The sequence below is a fragment of the Variovorax soli NBRC 106424 genome (genome assembly GCF_001591385.1).
Classification (GTDB): Bacteria; Pseudomonadota; Gammaproteobacteria; order Burkholderiales; family Burkholderiaceae_C; genus Variovorax; species Variovorax soli.
In genome coordinates, this window is sequence record NZ_BCUU01000084.1 from 1 (window position 1) to 23206 (window position 23206).

At 69.9% G+C, this 23206-nt stretch carries 20 protein-coding genes and 1 pseudogene; 13 read left to right on the forward strand and 8 right to left on the reverse strand.

The window, feature by feature from the left end; translation table 11 throughout:
• From VSO01S_RS27585 to VSO01S_RS20260, 7 genes and pseudogenes are all read left to right on the forward strand, one after another.
• Nucleotides 1-195, forward strand: a pseudogene (locus VSO01S_RS27585) (hypothetical protein); the annotation flags it as partial.
• The gene (locus VSO01S_RS20235) at nt 192-1661 is read left to right on the forward strand and encodes a GTPase/DUF3482 domain-containing protein (protein WP_068644609.1); all 1470 of its coding nucleotides are present in this window, start codon (nt 192-194) and stop codon (nt 1659-1661) included. The pseudogene VSO01S_RS27585 and the gene VSO01S_RS20235, both read left to right, overlap by 4 nt.
• A gap of 288 nt (nt 1662-1949) precedes the next feature.
• Complete coding sequence (locus VSO01S_RS20240; protein ID WP_068644626.1) at nt 1950-2708, forward strand: glutamine amidotransferase; 759 nt, start codon at nt 1950-1952, stop codon at nt 2706-2708.
• Nucleotides 2709-2717: 9 nt separating this feature from the next.
• Complete coding sequence (locus VSO01S_RS20245) at nt 2718-3374, forward strand: CDP-alcohol phosphatidyltransferase family protein (RefSeq protein ID WP_068644610.1); 657 nt, start codon at nt 2718-2720, stop codon at nt 3372-3374.
• A gap of 55 nt (nt 3375-3429) precedes the next feature.
• On the forward strand, nt 3430-4050 hold the full coding sequence (locus VSO01S_RS20250; protein WP_068644611.1) for a histidine phosphatase family protein: 621 nt from the start codon (nt 3430-3432) through the stop codon (nt 4048-4050).
• A gap of 79 nt (nt 4051-4129) precedes the next feature.
• Nucleotides 4130-5095: a DnaJ C-terminal domain-containing protein gene (locus tag VSO01S_RS20255; RefSeq protein WP_068644612.1), complete on the forward strand. Its 966-nt coding sequence runs from the start codon at nt 4130-4132 to the stop codon at nt 5093-5095.
• A gap of 18 nt (nt 5096-5113) precedes the next feature.
• Nucleotides 5114-5443 (forward strand): chaperone modulator CbpM, encoded by a 330-nt coding sequence (locus tag VSO01S_RS20260; protein ID WP_068644613.1) that lies wholly within the window; start codon nt 5114-5116, stop codon nt 5441-5443.
• A 35-nt stretch (nt 5444-5478) separates the two neighbouring features.
• Here the strand turns inward: VSO01S_RS20260 and VSO01S_RS20265 are convergent, their stop codons facing one another.
• From VSO01S_RS20265 to VSO01S_RS20285, 5 genes are all read right to left on the reverse strand, one after another.
• A complete protein-coding gene (locus VSO01S_RS20265) occupies nt 5479-5667 on the reverse strand; it encodes a DUF3606 domain-containing protein (protein WP_068644614.1) in 189 nt (62 codons plus the stop codon).
• 70 nt (nt 5668-5737) lie between these two features.
• Nucleotides 5738-6637 carry a 3-hydroxyisobutyrate dehydrogenase gene (gene mmsB / locus VSO01S_RS20270; protein WP_068644615.1) on the reverse strand — a complete coding sequence of 300 codons (900 nt, stop codon included), beginning with the start codon at nt 6635-6637 and terminating at the stop codon, nt 5738-5740.
• Nucleotides 6638-6688: 51 nt separating this feature from the next.
• Nucleotides 6689-7819: an enoyl-CoA hydratase/isomerase family protein gene (locus VSO01S_RS20275; RefSeq protein ID WP_068644616.1), complete on the reverse strand. Its 1131-nt coding sequence runs from the start codon at nt 7817-7819 to the stop codon at nt 6689-6691.
• A 33-nt stretch (nt 7820-7852) separates the two neighbouring features.
• The gene (locus tag VSO01S_RS20280; protein ID WP_068644617.1) at nt 7853-9007 is read right to left on the reverse strand and encodes an acyl-CoA dehydrogenase family protein; all 1155 of its coding nucleotides are present in this window, start codon (nt 9005-9007) and stop codon (nt 7853-7855) included.
• Between the two features lie 469 nt (nt 9008-9476).
• The gene (locus VSO01S_RS20285; protein WP_068644618.1) at nt 9477-11006 is read right to left on the reverse strand and encodes a CoA-acylating methylmalonate-semialdehyde dehydrogenase; all 1530 of its coding nucleotides are present in this window, start codon (nt 11004-11006) and stop codon (nt 9477-9479) included.
• Nucleotides 11007-11105: 99 nt separating this feature from the next.
• On the opposite strand from VSO01S_RS20285, the gene VSO01S_RS20290 reads away from it, so the two are divergent.
• Both VSO01S_RS20290 and VSO01S_RS20295 read left to right on the forward strand, forming a co-directional pair.
• Entirely contained in the window at nt 11106-12002 is an 897-nt protein-coding gene (locus tag VSO01S_RS20290; RefSeq protein ID WP_068644627.1) for a LysR family transcriptional regulator, read from the forward strand.
• A gap of 97 nt (nt 12003-12099) precedes the next feature.
• Nucleotides 12100-13011 carry a ketopantoate reductase family protein gene (locus VSO01S_RS20295; RefSeq protein ID WP_068644619.1) on the forward strand — a complete coding sequence of 304 codons (912 nt, stop codon included), beginning with the start codon at nt 12100-12102 and terminating at the stop codon, nt 13009-13011.
• A gap of 50 nt (nt 13012-13061) precedes the next feature.
• Here the strand turns inward: VSO01S_RS20295 and VSO01S_RS20300 are convergent, their stop codons facing one another.
• Complete coding sequence (locus VSO01S_RS20300; protein WP_068644620.1) at nt 13062-13856, reverse strand: IclR family transcriptional regulator; 795 nt, start codon at nt 13854-13856, stop codon at nt 13062-13064.
• A gap of 194 nt (nt 13857-14050) precedes the next feature.
• Here VSO01S_RS20300 and VSO01S_RS20305 point away from each other — a divergent pair, with 194 nt between their 5' ends.
• Genes VSO01S_RS20305 through VSO01S_RS20315 form a run of 3 tightly spaced genes read left to right on the forward strand, consistent with a single transcriptional unit; the run spans nt 14051 to nt 18281 of the window.
• On the forward strand, nt 14051-15676 hold the full coding sequence (locus VSO01S_RS20305) for an OPT/YSL family transporter (protein WP_068644628.1): 1626 nt from the start codon (nt 14051-14053) through the stop codon (nt 15674-15676).
• A gap of 39 nt (nt 15677-15715) precedes the next feature.
• Nucleotides 15716-16795: an S-methyl thiohydantoin desulfurase domain-containing protein gene (locus VSO01S_RS20310; RefSeq protein ID WP_068644621.1), complete on the forward strand. Its 1080-nt coding sequence runs from the start codon at nt 15716-15718 to the stop codon at nt 16793-16795.
• On the forward strand, nt 16788-18281 hold the full coding sequence (locus VSO01S_RS20315; protein WP_068644622.1) for a M20/M25/M40 family metallo-hydrolase: 1494 nt from the start codon (nt 16788-16790) through the stop codon (nt 18279-18281). The genes VSO01S_RS20310 and VSO01S_RS20315 overlap by 8 nt, the downstream gene beginning before the upstream one ends.
• Before the next feature lie 6 nt (nt 18282-18287).
• Here VSO01S_RS20315 and VSO01S_RS20320 read toward each other — a convergent pair whose 3' ends face one another.
• The gene (locus VSO01S_RS20320) at nt 18288-19682 is read right to left on the reverse strand and encodes a CoA transferase (RefSeq protein ID WP_068644623.1); all 1395 of its coding nucleotides are present in this window, start codon (nt 19680-19682) and stop codon (nt 18288-18290) included.
• Between the two features lie 105 nt (nt 19683-19787).
• On the opposite strand from VSO01S_RS20320, the gene VSO01S_RS20325 reads away from it, so the two are divergent.
• Complete coding sequence (locus tag VSO01S_RS20325) at nt 19788-21290, forward strand: DASS family sodium-coupled anion symporter (RefSeq protein ID WP_068644624.1); 1503 nt, start codon at nt 19788-19790, stop codon at nt 21288-21290.
• 10 nt (nt 21291-21300) lie between these two features.
• Here the strand turns inward: VSO01S_RS20325 and VSO01S_RS20330 are convergent.
• Nucleotides 21301-23206, reverse strand: a 1906-nt coding sequence (locus tag VSO01S_RS20330) for a BTAD domain-containing putative transcriptional regulator (RefSeq protein ID WP_084242001.1), incomplete at its 5' end; no start/stop codon positions are given.

Here is a 23206-nt window from a genome sequence, read left to right on the forward strand (position 1 = left end):
ACCGAGCGGCTGCTGCGCGAGCTGCTGCCGCTGGCCGGCCAGGTGCGGCTGTGGCCGCTGCCGGCCGGGAGCGCGGACCCAGGCCATGGACAACAAGGCGCGGCCCGCTGGCAGCGTTGGCTGAAAGATGCCGACCTCGGACCGATCGAATGCCTGAGTGAGCTCGCGCACCCGCAGGCCGCCGCCACATCATGACCCGCCCGCCCGATCCTTCCGCGCCGCTGCGCATCGCCGTCGTCGGCCACACCAACGCGGGCAAGACCTCGCTGCTGCGCACGCTCACCCGGCGTGTGGATTTCGGCGAAGTCTCCAGCCGCCCGGGCACCACGCGCCATGTCGAGGCGGTCGTGCTGCGCGTCGAGGGCCGCGACGCGGTGCGCTTCCTGGACACGCCCGGCCTGGAAGACGCCGTCGCCCTGCTGGCCCATGTGGGCACGCTGCCGGGCGACACGCGCCTGGCGCGCATCCGCAGCTTCCTGGCCGGGCCGGAGGCGCGCGGCAGTTTCGAGCAGGAGGCCAAGGTGCTGCGCGCCCTGGTCGATGAGGCCGACGCCGCCTTCGTCGTCATCGACACGCGCGAGCCGGTGCTGCCCAAGTACCGCGACGAGATCGAGCTGCTGGCCGCCTGCGGCCGTCCGCTCATGCCGGTGCTCAACTTCATGCGCGATCCGGCCAGCCGCGAGGAGCCCTGGCGCAGCATGCTGGCCGAATCGGGCCTGCATGCCGTGGTGCGCTTCGATGCCGCAGCGCCCTTCACCGGGGCCGAGCGCGACCTCTACACCGACCTGGGCACCCTGCTGCCCCAGCGGCGGGAAGAGCTGCGTGCGGTCATCGCCCATGTGGAGCGCGAAGCCGACGAGCGCCGGGCCGAGGCCTGCCGCCTGATCGCCGCGCAACTGGTGGACTGCGCCGCGCTGCGCGACGAGATCCAGGGCGCCGACTGGGACGACCCCGCGCGCCGCCAGCGTGCCGTGGAGCAATTGCGCGAAAAGGCCCGCGCGCGGGCGCAGCGCGGTGTCGAGGCCTTGCTGTCCCTCTACGGTTTTCGCGCGGGCGATGCCGCCGAGGCGCCCCTGCCGGCACTGGAAGGACGCAATTCCGCCGACCTGTTCAATCCGGACCTGCTCAAGCGTGCCGGGCTGCAGCTGGGCAGCGGCGCCGTGGTGGGCGCTGCCCTGGGCGTGGTGGCCGACCTGGCCGTGGGCGGTGCGTCGCTGGGCGCGGGCGCGGCCCTGGGCGGCACGCTCGGCGGCCTGCTGTCCCAAGGCTGGGGGCCTTTCGGCCGCCGGGTAATGGGGCTTCTGAGCGGCGTGCACGAGCTCTCGGTGGAAGACGCCGCGCTCTATGTGATGGCCCAGCAGCAATTGCACCTGGTGCATGCCCTGGAGCAGCGCGGCCATGGCGCCGATGCGCCGCCCGTGGCCGCATCCGGTGGCGCCCCAGGCCACGGCCACGGCGACGGCGACGATGACGACGCCATGCGTTCCGTAGCGCGCGCAGTGGTGGCGACCCGGCCCGCCCGGGCCCATCCGGAATGGGCGCGCCAGGGCGGCCTGCGCGAGCGGCTCGCCGGCCCTTCGGGCGAATACACCGAGACGGTGGACGCAGCGGCAGACGCCCTGCAAGACGCAGCGAGCGCCCTGGGCACCCGCGCCGCGTAACAGCCGGCAGGCGGCGCAACCGGCGCCCCACCTGCGTGACACCTTCCCGCAGCCACGGGTCCGCGTTTCCTACACGGGACTACAAGCCCTGCTGACGTGCGCCGCGTGCCGATCGGCCGATGCTGGAGCCTTCTCAAAGTCAGGAGGCTTCAGCCGTGAACTCCATCATCTACATCGTCGGCTTGGTCGTGGTCGTCGTGGCCGTGCTGTCCTTCTTCGGGCTGCGCTGACGACGAACCCCATCGCCCGGTGCGGCCCCGCGGGGCCCGCTCGGGCATCATGGCGGGCATGCAAGACGCAACGAACAGCTATCCCCGCCCCCTGCTCATCCTGAAAACGGGCGACACCTTCGATTCGCTGCGCACCGTGCAAGGCGATTTCGAGCACTGGATTGCCGACGGCCTGGGCGAGCCCGGGTGGCCCGTGCTCGTGCTGGACCCGCGCCAGGGCGATGCCCTGCCTGCGCCCGCCGAAATCTCCGGCGTGGTGGTGACCGGCTCTCATGCCATGGTGTCGCACCGTGAACCCTGGAGCGAGCGCGTCGCCGAATGGCTGGCCGAGCTGGTCGAACAGGACCAGGTGCCCGTGCTGGGCATCTGCTATGGCCACCAGCTGCTGGCCCATGCGCTGGGCGGCGAGGCGGGCGACCATCCGGTGGCGATGGAGATTGGAACGGTCGACGTGCAGGCCACGCAAGCCGCACGGCAAGACCCGCTGTTCCAGTCGCTGCCGGCGCAGTTCCCCGCGCACGTCGTGCACCGGCAAAGCGCCTTGAAGCTGCCGCCCGGCGCGGTTCGACTGGCCGGCAACAGCTTCGAGCCCCACCAGGCCTTTCGGGTCGGCGCGCAGACCTGGGGCGTACAGTTTCATCCCGAGTTCGACGAGAACGCGATGCGCGGCTACATCGACAGGCTGGCCCCCGATCTGCAGGACCCGGCCGCCGTGCGCGAGGCGGTGCGCCCCACGCCCGAGGCTTCCAGCCTGCTGCAGCGCTTTGCGCGCATCGTGGCGCAGCGGGCAACGGCAGCGGCGCCTGCCCTGACCTGAAGGAGCGACATGGCCAACTCTTCCTCCACCACCACCCCGGCAGACAAGAAGCCGCGCAAGCACTTCTCGATGATCCGGGAATTCCACCTGGCCGACGTCTTCACGCTGGGCAACGCGGCCTGCGGCGTGGGCGCCGTGTTTCTGGCCATGGCCTACATGTCCAGCAAATCGCTCACCCACTTCCTTTGGGCAGCGGCGCTGGCGCCGGCCGCCTTCGTGTTCGACGTGTTCGACGGGCGCATCGCCCGCTGGCGGCAGACGCAATCGGCGCTGGGGCGCGAGCTCGACTCGCTGGCCGACGTCATCTCCTTCGGCGTGATGCCCGCCGCGCTCGGCTTCGCGGCGGGCCTGGACGGCGGCTGGGACTGCGCGGTGCTGGTGTACTTCGTGTGCTGTGGCGTCAGCCGGCTGGCGCGCTACAACGTCACGGCCGAATCGCTCTCCGAGGGCGGCAACAAGGTGAAGTACTTCGAAGGCACCCCCATTCCCACCAGCGTGATCCTGGTGGCCGTGCTCGCGGCGGCCGCCCTGAAGGGCCGCGTGGGCGACCAGGTCTGGGGCGGCGCCTGGCAACTGGGCCCGTGGCTGCTGCATCCGTTGGTGCTGCTGTTCGCGCTGTCGGGCACGCTCATGATCAGCAAGACGCTGCGCATTCCCAAGCTCTGAGCGGCAGGGCCTGTTAAGGTTGTGCAAACCGACCCCTTTGCATAACCTTCCCGCCATGTCTCAAGGACTCGACGACATCCTGCGCCTGGGCGGGCAGCTGCGCCTGCAGCCCGCCTGCGACCACTTCTACTTCCTGCGCCACGGGCAGACGGCGCGCAATGCGCAGCGCATCTTCCAGGCGCCCGACGAGCCGCTCAACGACACCGGCCTGCAGCAGGCCCGCCGCGCCGCCGAGCTGCTGGCGGGCGAGCCCATCCGCACCATCGTCTGCAGCGACGCCCACCGCGCCCTGACCACCGCGCTGACCGTGGCCGAGCCGCATGCCATGGCGCCCGTACCGGACGAGGGCCTGCGCGAGCGCAACTTCGGCGTGCTCATCGGCACCTCGTCGGTGCACATCGACTGGGCCTGCGATCCGGCCGATGGTGAATCGCTGTCCGTCTTCATGGGCCGCAAGCACGGCGCGCTGACCCGCGCACTGGCGCTGCCCGGGCCCGTGCTGGTGGTGGCACACGGCGGCTCGCTCTTCGCGCTGGCGGCCATGCTGGGCGTGCCGGTGGACATGACGCTGATGGGCAACGCCCAGCCCTTGCGATTTGTGAAGAGCGCCTCCACCTGGAGGATCGAACCCCTCATGCAACAACAAGCGGTAGACGGCGGCGCGGCGCTGGCCTGACACAAGAAGACCCTCGAGAAGAACAAGTACAAGAAGCGCGCCCGTCCCCCCAAGCTCCACCGCCTCCACAACACAAGCCATGGACTTCAAGGACTACTACGCAGCCCTCGGGCTGGAGCGCAGCGCCACCGAAGACGAGGTGCGCAAGGCCTATCGCAAGCTCGCCCGCAAATACCACCCCGACGTCAGCAAAGAGGCCGATGCCGAAACGCGCATGCGCGAGGTGAACGAGGCCTACGACGTGCTGCGCGACAAGGAAAAGCGCGCCGCGTACGACCAGCTGGCCGACCGTGTCGCGCGCGGTGGAAGCCCGCACGGCGACTTCCAGGCGCCGCCCGGCTGGGACGAAGGCTTCGAGTTCCACCACGCGCCCGGCCAGGGCGGGCCGGCGGACCATGCCCAGTTCAGCGAGTTCTTCTCCTCCATCTTCGGCGACGCGCAGCGCCGCAGCGCGCAGCGGCAGAACTTCCGCGCGCGCGGCGAAGACCACCACGCGGCCATCGAGATCACGCTGGAAGACGCCCTCAAGGGGGTCGAGCGCGAGATCACCCTGCGCGCCATGGAAGTGGACGACCAGGGCCACATGCAATGGAAGCCGCGCACGCTGGAAGTGAAGATTCCGCCCGGCGTGCACCCGGGCCAGTACATCCGCCTGGCAGGCCAGGGCATGCCGGGCCACGGCGGCGAGCCGGCCGGCGACCTGTACCTGGAAGTGCGCATCGCGCCCCACAAGCTCTACCGCGTGGAAGAGCGCGACCTGTACATGACCCTGCCGGTCACGCCTTCCGAGGCGGCGCTGGGCGCGCAGGTGCAGGTGCCCACGCCCACCGGCGGCGTGGTGGAAGTCACCGTGCCGCGCAACGCGCGCAACGGCCTCAAGCTGCGCCTGAAGGGGCGCGGCCTGGCCGGCAAGACGCCGGGCGATCTCTACCTGCTCATCGACATCGTGCTGCCGCCGGCCGACAGCGACGCCGCCCGCAAGGCCTATGAAGACCTGGCGCGCGCCAGCACGGCCTTCTCGCCGCGCAGCCACCTCGGCGTCTGATCCCGGAGCCTGAACATCATGGTCACCATCAAGAGAAGCTTCTCCGTTACCGCCATCAGCGACGCACAGCCGCTGGCAGCCGGCGAACTGGCCCATGCCTGCGGCGCCGAAATCGACTGGGTGGTGCAGCTGGTCGACGTGGGCATCGTCGAGGCCGACGGCGGCACCGACAGCCCGCCGCAGGAGTGGCGCTTCCAGAGCGCCGCGCTGCAGTGCGCGCTGGAGGCGCGCCGGCTGGAACGCGACTTCGGCGTGGGGCTGGACGCTGCCGCGCTCATCATCGACCTGGAGCGCGAGGTGCGGCGGCTGAAGGCGCTGCTCAACGCGCAGGCGATCCACGCGCGCTGAACAAGGAGCGCAAAAAAACGCGGCCGCGCCCTCGCTCAGCCGCGCTGCGCCGCCAGCTGCTCGCGCACCGCGGTCACGTGGTCGCCGGCCGTGGCCAGCGCCTGCCGCAGTTGCGTCTCGTTGCACTGCAGCTGCTGGCACCAATACCTGAGTTCTAGCGGGTCGATCGTGTTGATGCGGCCCGGGTCCAGGGGGTGGAAGTGGGCAAGATCGTCGGATGACATGGGCACTCCTTCAATCGGCCCGTGATTCTGCGCCGCGTGCGGCGGGGCGCAAGCAGTGTCCCTGTTGTTCTCAGCCCTTCTTCTGCACCATCTTGATCACGCTGGAAAAATCCAGCGAACCATTGCCTGCCAGGCTGTGCGCCGCATACAGGTTGCGCGCCATGCCGCCCAGCGGCGTGGCTGCGCGCACCGACATGGCGTTCTCCTGCGCCAGCCCCAGGTCCTTGAGCATGAGGTCGGTGCCGAAGCCGCCGGCGTAGTTCTTCGACGCGGGCGCGGCCTCCATCACGCCGGGCATGGGGTTGTACTTCTCCAGCGCCCAGTTGCCGCCCGAGCTGCGCCGCATGATCTCCGACAGCACCTTCGGGTCGAGCCCGTTGGCCACGCCCAGCGCCAGCGCCTCGGAGGTGCCGATCATCAAAATGCCCAGCAGCATGTTGTTGCAGATCTTGGCGGTCTGCCCCGCGCCGGCGCCGCCGGCATGGAAGATGTTGGCGCCCATCTTCTCCAGCACCGGGCGGGCACGCTCCAGATCGGTGGCTTCGCCGCCCACCATGAAGGTCAGCGTGCCGGCGATGGCGCCGCCGGTGCCGCCCGACACGGGCGCGTCGATCATCGCGATGCCGCGCCTTGCAGCCGCCTCGGCCACCTTGCGCGAGGTGGCGGCGGCGATGGTGCTGCAGTCGATGACCAGCGCGCCGGCGCGGATGCTTTCCAGCAGCCCGCCCTTGCCGTCGCCGCCGCCCAGGTACAGCGCCTCCACATGCTGGCTGGCCGGCAGCATGCTGATCACCACATCGGCGCCGGCCACCGAGGCGGTGGCCGATTCGGCGATGGCCACGCCTTCGGCCTGCAGCTTCTGGCAGGCGTCCTTCGAGAGGTCGAAGGCGGCCAGGCCGAAGCCCGCCTTGTGCAGGTTGATGGCCATGGGGCCGCCCATGTTGCCCAGGCCGATGAATGCGATCTTCATGTTCGTTGTCTCCTTTGTTTAGTTCCCTCTCCCAGAGGGAGAGGGAGGAATTCAGGCAAGCGCCAACAGCGCCTGCGGCATCTCGCCGCGCGCACGCAGGTGGTCCTCGATGAACTCGGGCGTGATGTCTTCCAGGCGCGCCGGCTGCCATTGGGGGTTGCGGTCCTTGTCGATGAGCACCGCGCGGATGCCCTCGGCGAAGTCCTTGTGCGCGCAGAACCCCAGCGATGCCCAGTACTCGAGCCTGAACACCTCGGCCAGCGACATGCGCGGCACGCGCAGCCACAGCTCGAAGGTGATGGCCGCCGAACTCGGCGCACCCTTGGCGAAGGCGCGCGCGGCGTTCTGCAGCCAGGCATCGGCGCCTTCTTCCTGGCTGCTGGCCAGCGCGTTCAGGCGCCCGGCAATGTCCAGCAGGTCTTCGCCGGCCATCAACGCATCGATGGCGTCGTAGTGCTCGCGCAGCTTGGAAGGCGGCAGCTGCGCGCCCTCCCCCGCCTTGGCCAGAATGCGCGACAGCTCGGCGCGGTCGGCCTTGGCCTCGCCCTTCCAGCGCGTGGCGCCGATCATCTCCAGCACCTGGCCCTTGCGCTCCTGCGGCACCATGTGGTCGGCCAGGCCGGCGAAGATGGCATCGGCCGCATTGATCTGCGCGGCCGTCAGCGCCAAAAAGAGCCCCGTGCGCCCCGGCATGCGGCGCAGGAACCAGCTGCCGCCCACGTCGGGGTACAGGCCGATGTTGATCTCGGGCATGGCCACGCGGCTGGCCGGCGTGACCACGCGATGCGTGCAGCCGGCCATGAGGCCCACGCCGCCGCCCATCACGATGCCATGGCCCCAGCACAGGAGCGGCTTCGGATAGGTGTGGATCAGGTAGTCGAGCTCGTATTCCTCGCGGAAGAAGTCTTCGGCATAGGTGTTGCGGTTGGGGCCGCAGGCCAGCAGCGTCTGGTACAGCTGGCGCAGGTCGCCGCCGGCGCAGAAGGCTTTTTCGCCCGCGGCCTGCAGCATCACGCCCACCACGTTGGCGTCGGCGGCCCAGGCGCGGAACTTGGGCAGCATCAGGCGGACCATGTCCACCGACAGGGCATTCAGCGCAGCGGGCGCGTTGAGGGTGGCGATGCCGAAGCGGCGGCCATCGGCGGTAGGAATTTCTTCGAAGAGAACGACGGAATCAGACATTGAAAAACTTGGAGTGGATGAAGCCAAGGCGCGTCAGCGGATGTCGCTGTCGCCTTCCAGCAATTTTCGCGCGACGATGACCCGCATGATCTCGTTGGTGCCTTCCAGGATCTGGTGCACCCGCGCGTCGCGCACCAGGCGCTCCAGCGGAAACTCGCCCAGGTAGCCGTAGCCGCCGTGTAGTTGCAGCGCATCGTTGCAGACATTGAAGCCGGCATCCGTGGCAAATCGCTTGGCCATGGCGCAGTAGGTGCTGGCGTCCGCATGGCCGGCGTCGAGCTTGCTGGCAGCCAGGCGCACCATCTGCCGCGCGGCCACGAGTTCGGTGGCCATGTCGGCCAGCTTGAACTGCAGCGCCTGGAAGCTCGCGAGCGGCTTGCCGAACTGCTGGCGCTCATGCAGGTAGCGCCGCGCGGCATCGAGCGCGCCCTGCGCCGCGCCCACCGAGCAGGTGGCGATGTTGATGCGCCCGCCGTCGAGCCCCTTCATGGCGATCTTGAAGCCCTCGCCTTCGTTGCCCAGCAGGTGGTCGGCCGGAATGCGGACGTTGTCGAAGCTGATGGTGCGCGTGGGCTGGCTGTTCCAGCCCATCTTGTGTTCCTTCTTGCCGTAGCTGATGCCGGGCGCGTCCGCCGGCACCGCGAAGGCCGAGATGCCGCCGGCCCCGCCGCCGCCGGTGCGTGCCATGAGCACGAGCACGTCGGTGGCGCCAGCGCCCGAGATGAAGGCCTTGCCGCCGTTGACGACGTATTCGTGGCCCTGCAGTTCGGCGCGGGTCTTGAGCGAGCCGGCGTCGGAGCCGGCACCGGGCTCGGTCAGGCAATACGAGGCCAGCTTGCGCCCGCTGGTGAGGTCTTCGCCCCACTTCTCGCACACGGTTTGCGTGCCCCAGGTGCCGAGCATCCAGGTGGCCATGTTGTGGATGGTGATGAAGGCGGTGGTCGACGGATCGACGGCGGCCATTTCCTCGAACACCAAGGCGGCGTCCAGGCGCGGCAGCGCGAGGCCGCCGACGCGCTCGGGCGCGTAGAGGCCGCAGAAGCCGAGCTCGCCGGCCTTGGCGATGGCGTCCCTCGGGAAGATCTGCTCGGCGTCCCACTGCGCGGCGTGCGGCGCGAATTCGGCTTGTGCGAATGTCCGCGCGCTGTCGGCGAAGGCTCTTTGGTCTTCTGTCAGTTCGAAATCCATGATGGCTTGATTGTGTGCGTTGGCGTTGGCGCGGGCCCGGCAGGTGCTTGGCGCGGCGGGCTCATACCGTGGCGGTCGCCCGCCGCACCAAGCACCTGCCGCGCCGAGACGTCGTGGTGTGCAAAGGGCCTGGAAAACAGGGCGCAGCACACGCAGGCCGCCCCATTCCAGCCAACGCCTGCGGCCAAGGCCTGTGTGGGCCTGCGGCCGGGCGCCTCTGCGGCGCCGAGAAGCGCAGCGGGGCCGGCCCCGCTTGTGTGCCGAAGGACACACAAGCGTTCGTCATCTAGCTTGCGGCGGCTGTCTGAGCGCAGTGAACGAAGTGAACGCAGCGAGTTCCGCCGCAGGGCCGGGTCCGCGAGCATCGCAGGGCAGTCGGCGCAAAGCGCCGACCGCCGCAGTGGCGCCCGGCCGCAGGCCCACACAGGCCTTGGCCCCCCGCCACCACCAGCGAACACAACGAGCAACGTCACTTCAGGCTGATCGTCGTATTCACCCCATGAGACACCGTCGCGTCGTCGAACCAGCGCTCCGTCACCGTCTTGGTCTGCGTATAGAACAGCACCACCTGCTTGCCATAAGGCCCCAGGTCCCCCAGCTTGGAAGCCCGCGACCCCGTGAACGAGAACAGGGGAACAGGCACCGGAATCGGCACGTTGATGCCGACCTGCCCCACGTCGATGTCTTCCTGGAACTTGCGCGCCGCCGCGCCCGACTGCGTGAAGATCGCGGTGCCGTTGCCATTGGGGTTGGCATTGATCAGTTCGATCGCCTCATCGATGTCCGCCGCACCCACCACGCACAGCACCGGGCCGAAGATCTCCTGCTCGTAGATCGACATGCCCGGCTTCACGCCCGAGAAGATCGTCGGGCCCACGAAGTTGCCCTTCTCGTAGCCCGGCACCGAAGGCTTGCGGCCGTCCAGTTCCAGCGTGGCGCCTTCCCCCGTGCCGCGGTCGATGAAGCCCGTCACCCGCTCATAGGCCGCGCAGGACACCAGCGGCCCCACGTCCACGCCCTTGTCAGTGCCCGCACCGATCTTCAGCGTCTTGGCCTTGGCCACCAGGTCGGGGATCCACTGCTGCGCCTCGCCCACCAGCACCGCCACCGACACCGCCATGCAGCGCTGCCCCGCCGCGCCGAAGGCCGCACCGGCCAGCGCATTGAGCGTCTGCTCCTTGTTCGCATCGGGCATCACGATGGCGTGGTTCTTCGCGCCCATCATGCATTGCACCCGCTTGCCGGCCAGACTGGCGCGGTTGTAGACATGCGTGCCCACCTTGGTCGAGCCCACGAAGGAAATCGCCTTGATGTCCTTGTGGTCGCAGATGGCGTTGACCACCTCTTCGCCGCCGTGCACCACGTTCAGCACGCCCGGTGGAATGCCGGCTTCCAGCGCCAGTTCGGCGAGGCGCATGGTCACCATCGGGTCCTGCTCGCTGGGCTTGAGCACGAAGGTGTTGCCCGTGGCAATGGCCATCGGGAACATCCACAGCGGGATCATCGCCGGGAAATTGAAGGGCGTGATGCCCGCGCACACGCCAAGCGGCTGCAGCACGGAATAGGTGTCCACGCCGGTGGCCACGTTGTTGGCCAGCTCGCCCAGCTGCAGGTTGCCGATGGCCGATGCGTGCTCCACCACCTCCAGGCCGCGGAACACGTCGCCTTCGGCGTCGGGCAGTGTCTTGCCCTGCTCGGCCGTGAGGATGGCGGCCAGCTCGCCCATGTTCTCGCGAATGAGCTGCTGCAGCTTCAGGAAGATGCGGGCGCGCGTGCCGATGGCGGTCTTGCGCCAGGTCTTGAAGGCTTCCTTGGCCGAGGCCACGGCGGCGTCCACTTCGTCCTGGGTGGCGAAGGGCACGCGGGCCAGCACTTCCTGCGTGGCCGGGTTGACCACGTTGCGCCATTGCGCGGTCTTCGATTCGACGAATTGGCCGCCGATCAGCAGCTTGACGGTGGCGACCTGCGTGCTGGCCGATGCAGTGGTGGTGGCATCCATCTCTTGTCTCCTTAAAACACCCATCCTAGCTTTGCAGATTTGCGATAACAATAGACAAATACGCACCCGCATTCTGCAAATTTGCAGATCGATGACGCCATGGATTGGGACAACCTGCGCTACTTCCTCGAACTGGCCCGCACGGGCACGCTGGTCAGCGCCGCCCGGCGGCTGGCGGTGGACCACACCACGGTGGCGCGCCGCATCCAGGCGCTGGAAAAGGAAATGGGCCTGGCCCTGTTCTCGCGCGAGGCCGGCGGCCACCGGCTCACCGAGGCCGGGCGCCGCCTGCAGCCGCAGGCCGAGGCCATGGAAGAGGCCTTTCTCGCGGTCGAGCGAAGCGCGGCGCCGCCCTCGCATGCAGCCGGCCTCTCGGGCCTGGTGCGCATCGGCGCCACCGAGGGCTTTGGCACCATCGTGCTCGCACCCAGCCTGGCGCAGTTCTCGCAGGCGCATCCCAAGCTGGTGATCGACCTGCTGGCCATGCCGCGCCTGGTGCACCTGTCGCGGCGCGAGGCCGACATCGTCATCTCGCTGGAGCGGCCGGCGCGCGGCCCGGTGGTGGTGACCAAGCTCACCGACTACGTGCTGCGGCTGTATGCCTCGCAGGACTACCTGGCCCGGCACGGCGCCATCCGCAGCCGCGAAGACCTGCGCGGCCACACCTTCATCAGCTACGTGGACGACCTGCTTTTTTCCAAGGAGCTGCAGTACCTGGACGAGCTGTACAAGCCCGACTCCTTCGCGCTGCGCAGCACCAGCGTGCTGGCCCAGCACTGCGCCACGGCGGCAGGCGCGGGCATCGCGGTGCTGCCGGCCTTCATCGCCGAGCAGGACCCGAGGCTTCGCCGTGTGCTGCCCGAGCAGGCGAACTTCACGCGCACCTTCTGGATGTCGGTGCCCAGCGAGACGCGCAACCTGGCGCGCATGAAGGCGGTGTGGGATTTCCTGCGCGAGACGGTGGAGGCGCAGCGCAGCATCCTGCTGCCCGATTAGGTCCCTCGAAAAATCCTGTTTCCGCATGCGGCCTGCACGCTGCCGCGTTCTGCGCCAGACTAGCGAGCCTCGAAACCAGGAAGCAGGAGACAAGCCAATGAAAGTCGTGGTCATGGGTGCCGGCGCGGTCGGCTGCTATTACGGTGGACTGCTCGCGCGCGCCGGGCACGAGGTCGTGCTGGTCGGCCGCCAGCCGCATGTGGGCGCGATCCAGCGCAACGGCCTGCGCCTGCAGACCACCACCTTCGACGAGCAGGTGCAGCTGTCGGCCAGCGTCGAAGCCAGCGCCGTCGAGGGTGCGCAACTGGTGCTGTTCTGCGTGAAGTCGCCCGACACCGAATCGGCCGGCAGCCTGATGGCGCCCTCGCTCGCGCCGGGCTCGCTGGTGCTGTGCCTGCAGAACGGCGTGGACAACGCCGACCGCCTGCGCACCGTGCTGCCCGCCACGCAGCAAGTGGCGGCCGCCGTGGTTTACGTGGCCACCGAAATGGCCGGGCCCGGCCATGTGCTGCACCATGGGCGCGGCGAACTGGTGATCGAGCCCACGCCCGGCAGCGCCGAGGCGGCACGCATCCTGGGCGAGGCCGGCACGCCGGTCCAGATCTCGGACAACGTGCGCGGCGCGCTGTGGAGCAAGCTCATCCTCAACTGCGCCTACAACGCACTCTCGGCCATCACCCACCTGCCCTATGGCCAGGTGGCGCGCGGCGAAGGCGTGGGCGATCTGCTGAAGGACGTGGTGAACGAATGCCTTGCTGTGGGCGAGGCCGACGGCGCCCGCCTGTCGCGCGCGGATGTCGAGGCCGCCGTGCAGCGCCTGCCCGGCACCATGCCGGCGCAGTACTCCTCCACCTCGCAGGACCTGTCGCGCGGCAAGCCCACCGAGATCGAATACCTCAACGGCTTCGTCGTGCGCCGCGGGGCGGCGCTGGGCATTCCCACACCGGCCAACCGCGTGCTGCACGTGCTGGTGAAGCTGCTCGAGAGCAAGCAGGCCAGCCTGCGTTAGCCAACAAGCCGCCCTGCCCCACCGTTGCCCTCCTTTGAGAAGCGAAGGGCTCAGGCGCGCCGGGCGGCGGCGCCTCGCTCGGCCGGAAAGTCCAGCCAGTAGGCATCGCCGATGCGCTTGCCCACCTGCATGGCGGCGTCGCGCACACGGCGGCCCAGGCGCTGCTCCAGCTCGTCGCTCAGGTCCTGCGACGGCATGCCGATGCCGATGCCGTAGATCTTGCGGCTTTCGGCATCCACCACGGCCGACGAAATGCCGGCCACGTTGGGCGCGATCTCGGCGTTGGACGTGGCCCAGCCCTGTTCCCGGGCCAGCGCAAGGCGCGCCAGCAGGTCCTTGCGCGTGCGCGGCGCGGTGCCGCGGCGAACCTCGAGGCGGCTGCCGACGAGCTGCACGACCTCGTCGTCGGAAAGCCGCGCCAGCATGGCCCGGCCCATGGAGCTTGCATAGGCCGGCGCACGCAGACCCACCGGCGAGATGACCTGCAGGCCGCCGGCCGTGCCGGTGCGCCGCTGCACCACCATCGACTCGGCGCCGTCCAGCACATTGATGTAGCTGGCATAGCCGGTATCCGCGGCCAGCTGGTCGAGTTCGGCCTCCAGCAGCGAGGACGCGTTGCGCGAGGCACGGAAGTGGTAGGACGCCTCCATGATCAACCCGCCCGGCCGGTAGGCGCGGGTGAGCGGATCGCGTTCCAGAAAGCCGTACTCGGCCATCATGCTCAGCGTGCGCGACACCGAGCTCTTGGGCCAGCCGAGCTCGCTGGCCACGTCCGTCACGGTGATGTCGCGCCGCAGCCGCGCCACCAGCTTCAGCACGTCCATGGCATTGGCAAGTGTGCTCATACGTCCTTGGGTTGTTCCTTTCCGATCATAGAGCGCCGGCGGCGCCCGTCCGCGTCCGTCCACGCCGTTCCGCCCGGCGGCCTTGACCAGTCGAATTTCGTGGACTACCATTATTTAAAACATAGTTCTAGATTTTAGAACTTCAGGATTTTCAAACCAGCGCGGCACGCGAGATGCCCGAAGGAGACAAGGCCATGAACACTCCCGCCAGCCCGGCCCATTCCGCGCACGCTGCGCTGGCCGGGCCCGCCAGCCATCCGCGCGCGCTCGCGCCGGCCAACTTCCTCCTCACCGTGGTGCTGAGCGTGTTCGGCGCCATCGTGGGCATCCAGCTGCTGGCCAGCCTGGGCATCACGCCCAGCACCTCGCTCATCGGGGCGCTGGCCGCCATGACGCTGGCGCGCATCCCGCTGGCCATGTTCAAGGGCTTCCGCTCGGTGCACTCGCAGAACCTGGCGCAAACGAGCATCTCGTCGGCCACATTCGGCGCGGCCAACAGCCTGTTCCTGCCCATCGGCATCCCCTTCCTCTTCGGCCTGCCGGACATGGTGGTGCCGATGCTGGTGGGCGTGTCGCTGGCCATGCTGCTGGACGCCTGGCTGCTCTACCGCATGTTCGACACGCCCGCCTTCCCGGCGCGCAACCCGTGGCCGCTGGGCATCGCGGCGGCCGAGGCCATCAAGGCCGGCGACAGCGGCGGCAAGCAGGCCCGGTTGCTGCTGGGCGGGCTGGCCACCGGCGTGGCCGGCGCGGTGTTCTCGCTGCCGATGTCGGCCTTCGGCGTGGCGCTGATCGGCGGGCTGGGCGCGATGGCCGCCTTCGGCATCGGCCTCTTGCTGCGCGGCTACTCCATGCCGCTGTTCGGCCTGGACATTGCCAAGCTCTACATCCCGCACGGCATGATGATCGGCGCGGGCCTGGTGGCGCTGGTGCAGGTGGGCCTGGTGGTCGCCCGGCACAGCGGCAAGGCTGGTGCGGGCACCGGCAAGTCGGACGACGCGCAGGGCGCCGCACGCCTGGGCCGCTCGCTGCGCCTGGGCGCCATGGGCTACCTGGCCATCACCCTGCTGCTGACGGTGGGCACCGGCATCTACACCGGCATGTCCTTGGGGCTGCTGGTGGCCTTCGTCATCTACGGCACCTTCGCCGCCTTCGTGCACGAGCTGATCGTGGGCATCGCGGCCATGCACTCCGGCTGGTTCCCTGCCTTCGCGGTGGCGCTCATCACGCTGCTCATCGGCATCCTGATCGGCTTTCCGCCGGAGGCGCTGGTGGTGCTGGCGGGCTTTTCGGCCGCCACCGGCCCGGCCTTCGCCGACATGGGCTACGACCTCAAGGCCGGCCACCTGCTGCGCGGCGAAGGGGCCGACCCGGCCTTCGAGATGGAGGGCCGGCGCCAGCAGCTCATCGCCGGGATGATCGGCTTCCTGGTGGCCATCGCGGTGGTGCTCGCGAGCTACCACATCTTCTTCGCCAACAAGCAGACGGCGCCCATCAACGCCGCCTACATCGCGGCCATCAAGGCCGGCATCTCGATGGAAACCGCCAGGAGCCTGGTGCTGTGGGCCATCCCCGGAGCCATCCTGCAGGTGCTGGGCGGCCCGCGCCAGCAGCTGGGCGTGCTGTTCGCCACGGGCCTGCTCATCGCCTTTCCCGCCGCGGGCTGGATGGTGGCGCTGGGCATCGCCGTGCGGCTGGTGCTGATGCGCATCGCCGGCCCCGCCGTGCGCGACCGCGTGGAAGTGTTCGCTGGCGGCGTGATCGCGGGCGACGCCCTGTACTCCTTCTTCTCTGGCGCATTCAAGGCATTGCGCAAGTAAGGCCCGCCCCTTCTTCAACGAACACGAAAGACCCGAACCATGAAACGCAAACTGAGCATCGAAGACGTCAAGGCTGCCGTGATGGGCGGCGCCATCCTGGGCGGCGGCGGCGGCGGCATCCTGGAAGCCGGCGAGCGCGCCGCCACCCTGGCCATGCAAGTGGGCACGCCGCAGCTGTGGAGCGTTGACGAGTTCGACGGCCAGGATCTGTCGGCCACCGTCGCCATGGTGGGCGCGCCGGCCGCGCCGCATCCGCTGGTGCAGCCGCGCCACCTGATGCGCACCCTGGAACTGCTGCAGCGCGAGCTGCCTGCCCACCAGCACCTGGTCGCGCTGCACACCAACGAGAACGGCGCCGAGACCACCGTCAACGGCTGGCTGCACTCCGCCCTGTGCGGCCTGCCGGTGATCGACCTGGCCTGCAACGGCCGCGCGCATCCCACCAGCCAGATGGGCTCGCTGGGCCTGCACACCGAGGACGACTACCTGTCCATCCAGGGCTACGCCGGCGGCGCGACCGAGCGCTACATCGAAGGCGTGGCGCGCGGCCGGCTCGACAGCACCTCCGCAGTGGTGCGCCGCGCCTCCATCGACGCCGGCGGCATGGTGGCAGTGGCGCGCAACCCGGTCACCATCGACTACGCGGTGCGCCACGGTGCGCCGGGCGCCATCAGCTTCGCCATTGCACTGGGCCATGCCTGGCTGGACGGCGGCGTGGAAGGCGCGGTGCGCCACCTGGGCGGCCGCATGCTCGCCAGCGGCACCGTGGCGCGCTACAGCTGCGAACAGCGCGAAGGCCTGGACGTGGGCCTGGTGCAGCTGGACGACGCGCACAAGACCACGCTGCACTTCGTCAACGAATACATGGTCATGGAGCAGCAGGGCCGCCCGGTCGCCCGCTTCCCCGACCTGGTCATGACCTTCGGCGAGGACGGCGGCCCGCTGGTGTCGGCGCGCGTGCGCGAAGGCCAGCGCGTGCAGGTGGCGCATGTGCCCGGCTCGCGCCTGCTGCTGTCGCGCACCATGTTCATGCCCGAGCTGTACCGGCCGGTCGAGAAGGCCATCGGCCAGGCCTTTGCGCCGCAGCCGCTGGCGCAGGCGGTGCCCGCCCATGCCTGAAGCCCTGCACGCCGGAACCAGCGCCGCCGTCGACCCGGCGCGCCTGCAGGACTTCTGCAGCCGGCGCTGGGACGATGAGCTGCTGCCCCTGCTGCAGGCCTACATCCGCGTGCCCGCCAAGAGCCCGGCCTTCGACCCCGACTGGGAATCGCGCGGTCTGCTCGACCAGGTGGTGCGCGAAGCGGCCGAGTGGGCGCGGCGCCAGCCGCTGCCCGGCCTGCGGGTCGAGGTGCTGCGCAGTGCCGGCCGCACGCCGCTCCTCTTCTTCGAGCTGCCGGCGCGCGGCTGCGACGCGCACGAGGCGGTGCTGTTCTACGGCCACCTGGACAAGCAGCCCGAGTTCGAGGGCTGGCGCCCGGGCCTGGGCCCGTGGCAGCCCTCCTACGACGGCACGCGGCTTTATGGCCGCGGCGGCGCCGACGACGGCTATGCCATCTACGCGGCCATCACCGCGCTCATGGCGGTGCACGACCAGGGCGGCGCGCACCCGCGCTGCGTGGGCGTGATCGAGGCCTGCGAGGAATCGGGCAGCCATGACCTTCCCCATTACCTCGAAGCGCTGGCACCGCGCATCGGCCAGGTAGGGCTGGTCGTCTGCCTCGACTCCGGCGCGGGCGACTACGAGCGCCTGTGGCTGGTGAACTCGCTGCGCGGCTACTGCGGCGGGCGGCTCGAGGTGCAGGTGCTGGACGAAGGCGCCCATTCGGGCGACGCGGGCGGCATCGTGCCCTCGAGCTTCCGCGTGCTGCGCCATGTGCTGGACCGCCTGGAAGACAGCGCCACCGGCCGCCTGCTGCCTGCGGCCCTGCACTGCGAGGTGCCGGCCGACCGCCTGGCGCAGACGCGCGAAGCCGCGCGCATCCTCGGCGAGCAGGCGTGGAAGCGCTTTCGCTGGCATTGCGGCGACGACGGCCAGCCGGTGCTGCCCATGGTGCGCGACCCGGAGCAGGCGCTGCTCAACCGCGCCTGGCGCCCGACGCTGGCCGTGACCGGCGCCGAAGGCCTGCCGCCGCTGCAGTCGGCCGGCAATGTGCTGCGGCCGCGCACGGCCTTCAAGCTCTCGCTGCGCCTGCCGCCCCTGGTGGACAGCGCGGCTGCGCTGGCCGAGGTGCAGCGGGTGCTGGAAGACGCGCCGCCCTACCGGGCCGGCGTGCGCTTCGTGCCCGACCGCGGCCATGCCCGGGGCTGGAACGCGCCGGCCTACGCGCCCTGGCTGGAACACGCGCTGGACGAGGCCAGCCGCGCCTTCTTCGACGGCAACGGCCTGGCCAGCATCGGCCAGGGCGGGACCATTCCGCTCATGGGCCTGCTGGGCGACAGCTATCCGGCCGCGCAGTTCATGGCCTGCGGCGTGCTCGGTCCCAACTCGAATGCGCACGGGCCGAACGAGTTCCTGCACGTGCCCTATGCGAAGCGGCTCACGGCCAGCCTGGCGATGACGCTGGTCGCCCATGCGCAGGTGCTGGCGCCCGCGCCGCTGGCCTGAAGAGTCTCAAGGCCAGACTGGCGGATGGCTGCCCGGCGGCATGGACGGCCGCGTCCAGGCCGCCGGCGTGCGCGACAGCAGCGCGCTGTGGCGCAGCGCCCGCAGTTGGCCAAAGCCCGAGGGCGTCGTCACCAGGTACGGCTCGATGTCCGGCCGCAAGGCTTGTTGCTGCGCGTCGAGCTGCACCCGGCCCAGGCTGCGCAACCAGTGGCCGGTCTGCGCGAGCGACACGCGCACCAGCCAGCTGCCGCCTTCGCGCTGCTGGCGCCACAGCGCCGCGGCCGCGCCGAAGGCCATGAGAAAGCCCGTCGCCTCGTCCAGGATCTGCATCGGCAGCGGCCTGGGCTTGCCGGCATGGCCGAAGGCCTCGCCCTCGGCCTGGTTGAAGCCCATGGCGGTCTGCACCAGCGAATCGAAGCCGCGCCGGCCGGCCCAGGGCCCCTTCGTGCCATAGGCGCTGAGCGACACCGCCACGATGCCCGGCCGCGCACGGGCCAGCGCCTCGGGGCCGAAACCCAGGTTCGCCAGGCCGCCCGGCCGGTAGCCCTGCACGAACACATGCGCGTCGGCCAGCAGCCGCTGCAGGTCGGCCTGCCCCGCTCCTGTTCGCAGGTCGATGTGCGTCGACAGCTTGCCGCGGCTGGTGTCGGCAATGGCGGCGATGTTGGGCAGCTTGGGTGAATTCACCAGCATCACATCCGCCCCGTAGGCGGCCAGTGCCTTGCCGCCCACCGGCCCAGCCAGCACGCGGGTCAGGTCGAGCACGCGCATGCCGCTGAGCGGACGCTGGTCGGCCGACAGCGGCGGCAGGGCCATCGGCGGCGCATCGCCGATGCGCTCCAGCGTGAAGAGCGGCTGCGCGGCCAGCGCCTGCGCCTGCGGCGTGGCGTCCCATTCGGCGAAGCTTCGCAGCGCGCTCACCACCAGGCCCCGGCCCGCGGCCGCGTCCTCGAAGTCCAGGGCGCGCCATTGCCGGAGCGCCGCCTCCGCGTCCGAGCGCACCGCCACGTCCGGGTCCAGCCCCAAAAGCCGCAAGGCGCCTTCGCGGTGGTGCGCGAAATTGGCATGGATGCGCACATGCCCGTCCGCGCAGCGGTACAGGCCCGAGATCGGGTCCCACAGCTCGGGCACCTCGCCGTCCAGGCTGAACCAGTTGGTGCACTCGGCAGCGGCGTGGACCATGTCGACCGCCACCTGCTGGCGCGGCGTGCCCCGCGCATGCGCCAGCTCGCACGCCGCCAGCGCGGCAGCGGCAATGGTGCTCTGGGCGGCGGCGCCCACCGCGAACGACGACGGAAAGACCGGGTCGCTGCCGCTGAGGCTCACGCCGCCCAGTGCCTCGGGCGGCAGTCCCGCGTGTTGCCAGATGGATGCGAGCGCGTCACGAGCAAGGGTGGTCATGTGCGCTTTCTACATGCTTTGGCGCTGGCTTGCCCGCGCGCCTCGCGCACAATGCGCCCGCGACGTCGCCAGCGCAGGCGGCGTGCGAACCACGAGGAACCTCACATGGAGCAGCTCCTTCGCGCGGCCCGCTACTTTCGCGATGCCGTTCCCTTTCGCATCGTGCCGGCGATCATCACCACGCTGGTGCTGCTCGTGCTGCTCCTGTGGCCCACGCCGCAAGGGCTGACGCCCAAGGCCTGGGCGCTGGTGGCCATCTTCCTGACCACCATCGTGGCCATCATCCTGAAGGTGATGCCCATCGGCGTGATGGCGCTCATGGCGGTGATGATCGTGGCGCTCTCGCAGGTCACGGCCGAATCGTCGAAGGAGGCCATTGCCGATGCGCTGGCGAGCTATTCGAGCCCGCTCATCTGGCTGATCGTGGTGGCGGTGCTGATCTCGCGCGGGCTGAAGAAGACGGGGCTGGGCCAGCGCATCGGCCTTTACTTCATCTCGCTGCTGGGCAAGAGCACGATGGGCATCGGCTACGGGCTGGCGGTGTGCGAGCTGATCCTGGCGCCCTTCACGCCCAGCAACACGGCGCGCGGCGGGGGCATCGTGCATCCCATCATGCGCTCCATTGCCAGCGCCTTCGACTCCGACCCCGAGAAGAAGACCGAAGGCCGCGTGGGCACCTACCTGGCACTGGTCAACTACCACGCCAACCCCATCACCTCGGGCATGTTCGTCACGGCCACGGCGCCCAACCCGCTGGTGGTGGACTACGTGGCCAAGGTCACCAACCAGAACTTCCACCTGAGCTGGGGCACGTGGGCGCTGGCCATGCTGCTGCCGGGGCTGGTGTGCCTGTTCCTCATGCCGCTGGCGATCTACCTGCTCTCGCCGCCTGAACTCAAGAAGACGCCCGACGCGGTGAGCTACGCCCGCGAGCAGCTCCGGGCCATGGGCCCGCTCAGCGGCAAGGAGCGCGTCATGGTGGGCACCTTCGCCATGCTGCTGGTGCTGTGGGCCGACGTGCCGGCCATGATCTTCGGGCCGGCCTTCAGCCTGGACGCGACGGTGGTGGCCCTGCTGGGCCTGTTCGTGCTGCTGATCACCGGCACCATCGACTGGGACGACGTGCTGTCGGAGAAGAGCGCCTGGGACACGCTGATCTGGTTCGGCTCGCTGGTGATGCTGGCCAGCGAACTCAACAAGGCCGGCGTGATCTCGTGGTTCTCCAAGGGCCTGCAGGGCAGCATCGAGGCCAGCGGCATGGCCTGGCCCATGGCAGCGGCGGTGCTGGTGCTGGTGTTCCTGTTCTCGCACTACTTCTTCGCCAGCACCACCGCGCACATCAGCGCGATGCTGCTGGCCTTCCTCACCGTGGGCGCGCACCTGGTGCCGGCCGAGTACCTGGTGGCCTTCCTGCTGATGATGGCCGCGGCCTCCTGCATCATGATGACGCTGACCCACTACGCCACCGGCACCTCGCCCATCATCTTCGGCAGCGGCTACGTGACCATGGGCAAATGGTGGAGCGTGGGAATTGTCATGGCCGTGATGGAACTGCTGGTCTACGCCACCGTGGGCCTGCTGTGGTGGAAGGTGCTGGGCCACTGGTAGGCGCGGCGCGCTACCAGCCCAGCGTCTTCGCGGCCCGGCCAAATGCAGCCGCGGCCTCCGCGTCGAAGCGAAACGCGGCAAAGAACGACGCGCGCCCATAGGCCGGCTGCTGCCTGCGTATGGCCTGCACGAAGCCGCGCGCCTCGGCCAGCCGCCCCGCCAGCGCCAGGCAGTGCGCCGCAATGCCCAGGATGTGCACGTGCGCATTGGGCCGGGCGGCGGCCTTCAGCGACCACTCGGCCGCCTCCTCGTAGCGGCCCAGCCGCACCAGCGCCATGGCGCGCGCGCCCAGCATGGCGAACATCATCGGGTCGTAGGGGCTCAGGTGCCGCGACTGGTCCGCCGCGCGCACCGCCTCGGCCGGGTCGCCCGACTGGCTGTGCACGAAGGCCAGCGAGTAGTGGCCCAGCGCGAAGTTCGGGCTCAGGCGCACCGCGGCTTCCAGTTCTTCCAGCGAAGGATCGGCCTCGCCATGCAGCCACAGCGCGCGGCCCATGGCCCAGTGCGCCGCCGGGTCGCGGTCGTCGGTGCCGATGCTGCGGCCGGCCGAATCCAGCGCCAGCCGCACCGATTGCGCGCGCTCGGTCCATTGCTGGAAGGCATCCTGGAAGTGCGTGAACGACAGGGCCGCATGCGCGCGCGCAAAGGTCGGGTCCAGCACCAGCGCCTTCTCGAAGAAGCCGCGTGCGCGCTCGTTGTCGTCGCGCCGGAAGCGGTACATGTGCCACAGCCCGCGGTGGTAGGACTCCCAGGCATCCAGCGAGTCCGGCGGCTTGAGCAGCGCGCGCTGGCGCTCGGCCAGCTCGACCTCGTCGTCGATGGCGGCCACGATGCGCTGGCCGATGGCGTCGAGCACGGCAAAGGCATCGCCGATGGGCTCGTCGAATTCCTCGCTCCACACCACGCGGGCGCTGCGCACCTCCACCAGTTCCACCCACACCGCAAGGCGGCCTGGCACGCGGCGCAGGCGGCCGTTGGCCACGTAGTCCACATGCAGCAGGCGGCCGGCCTCGTCCGGCCCCAGGCCGCGCCGGCCGAGCGCGAACACCGTGCCCTGGGCAATGACGAACAGCGCGCGCAGCTTGGCCAGGCCCACGATCACGTCATGCACCAGCGCATCGGCCAGGCCGCCCTGCCCCGGCGCATCCGCGCCGTCGGCATCGAAGGGCATGACGGCGATGGAGGCGCGCGCCGGCGCGGTGGGTGCAGTTTGCTGCGCGGGCTTGTCGGCGGGCACCTGCGCCGGCTCGGCAGGCATGGCGACCGGCGCGGATGCCAGCTCGCGCGCGCGCCGCCAGCCGTCGACCAGCGGGCCGGGGTCCAGTCCTTCGGCTTCGAAACTGCGCACGGTGGCGGCCAGATGCTCCTCGCCATCGCGAAAGGCGCCGCGCCTGGCCAATGCGTCCAGCATGCGGTTGTGGGCATTGCGGTCGAAGGGCGAGATCTGCAGCCAGGCGGCCAGCACCGACTGCGCCTCTTCGGCCTGCGGCGGCAGGCGGTCGGCCAGCGCTTCGAGCAGCGCAAGATGCGCGGCCCGGAAGCGCCGTCGCTGCGCCACCAGCCAGGCGCCGAACTGCGGGCAGTTGTCGATCTCCAGGCCTTCGAGAAAGTCGCCGCGAACGCGCGCCACCAGCGCGCGCAGGTGCTCCGCCGAAAGCGCATGCAGGCCGCCCTGGATGGCCCGCTCCACGGCGCGGGCATCCACGTCCACGTCTTGCAGGTCGAGCCGCACCGCATCGCCTTCGGCCAGCAGGCGGAGGGTGCCGTCGCTGTCGAGCAGGGTGCGCAGCCGGCTCAGGCTGCCGCGCAGTTCGCCGCGCGGATCGTTGGGCACCGGCCAGAGCAATTCGCACAGGTGCTCGCGCCGCGCCGCCACCGGCGACAGCGCCAGGTAGGCCAGCAAGGCCCGCACCTTG

Coding starts and splice junctions, on each gene's coding strand:
- VSO01S_RS20235 (WP_068644609.1), top strand. CDS start 192: ATGACCCGCCCGCCCGATCCTTCCGCGCCGCTGCGCATCGCCGTCGTC.
- VSO01S_RS20240 (WP_068644626.1), top strand. CDS start 1,950: ATGCAAGACGCAACGAACAGCTATCCCCGCCCCCTGCTCATCCTGAAA.
- VSO01S_RS20245 (WP_068644610.1), top strand. CDS start 2,718: ATGGCCAACTCTTCCTCCACCACCACCCCGGCAGACAAGAAGCCGCGC.
- VSO01S_RS20250 (WP_068644611.1), top strand. CDS start 3,430: ATGTCTCAAGGACTCGACGACATCCTGCGCCTGGGCGGGCAGCTGCGC.
- VSO01S_RS20255 (WP_068644612.1), top strand. CDS start 4,130: ATGGACTTCAAGGACTACTACGCAGCCCTCGGGCTGGAGCGCAGCGCC.
- VSO01S_RS20260 (WP_068644613.1), top strand. CDS start 5,114: ATGGTCACCATCAAGAGAAGCTTCTCCGTTACCGCCATCAGCGACGCA.
- VSO01S_RS20265 (WP_068644614.1), bottom strand. CDS start 5,667: ATGTCATCCGACGATCTTGCCCACTTCCACCCCCTGGACCCGGGCCGC.
- mmsB (WP_068644615.1), bottom strand. CDS start 6,637: ATGAAGATCGCATTCATCGGCCTGGGCAACATGGGCGGCCCCATGGCC.
- VSO01S_RS20275 (WP_068644616.1), bottom strand. CDS start 7,819: ATGTCTGATTCCGTCGTTCTCTTCGAAGAAATTCCTACCGCCGATGGC.
- VSO01S_RS20280 (WP_068644617.1), bottom strand. CDS start 9,007: ATGGATTTCGAACTGACAGAAGACCAAAGAGCCTTCGCCGACAGCGCG.
- VSO01S_RS20285 (WP_068644618.1), bottom strand. CDS start 11,006: ATGGATGCCACCACCACTGCATCGGCCAGCACGCAGGTCGCCACCGTC.
- VSO01S_RS20290 (WP_068644627.1), top strand. CDS start 11,106: ATGGATTGGGACAACCTGCGCTACTTCCTCGAACTGGCCCGCACGGGC.
- VSO01S_RS20295 (WP_068644619.1), top strand. CDS start 12,100: ATGAAAGTCGTGGTCATGGGTGCCGGCGCGGTCGGCTGCTATTACGGT.
- VSO01S_RS20300 (WP_068644620.1), bottom strand. CDS start 13,856: ATGAGCACACTTGCCAATGCCATGGACGTGCTGAAGCTGGTGGCGCGG.
- VSO01S_RS20305 (WP_068644628.1), top strand. CDS start 14,051: ATGAACACTCCCGCCAGCCCGGCCCATTCCGCGCACGCTGCGCTGGCC.
- VSO01S_RS20310 (WP_068644621.1), top strand. CDS start 15,716: ATGAAACGCAAACTGAGCATCGAAGACGTCAAGGCTGCCGTGATGGGC.
- VSO01S_RS20315 (WP_068644622.1), top strand. CDS start 16,788: ATGCCTGAAGCCCTGCACGCCGGAACCAGCGCCGCCGTCGACCCGGCG.
- VSO01S_RS20320 (WP_068644623.1), bottom strand. CDS start 19,682: ATGACCACCCTTGCTCGTGACGCGCTCGCATCCATCTGGCAACACGCG.
- VSO01S_RS20325 (WP_068644624.1), top strand. CDS start 19,788: ATGGAGCAGCTCCTTCGCGCGGCCCGCTACTTTCGCGATGCCGTTCCC.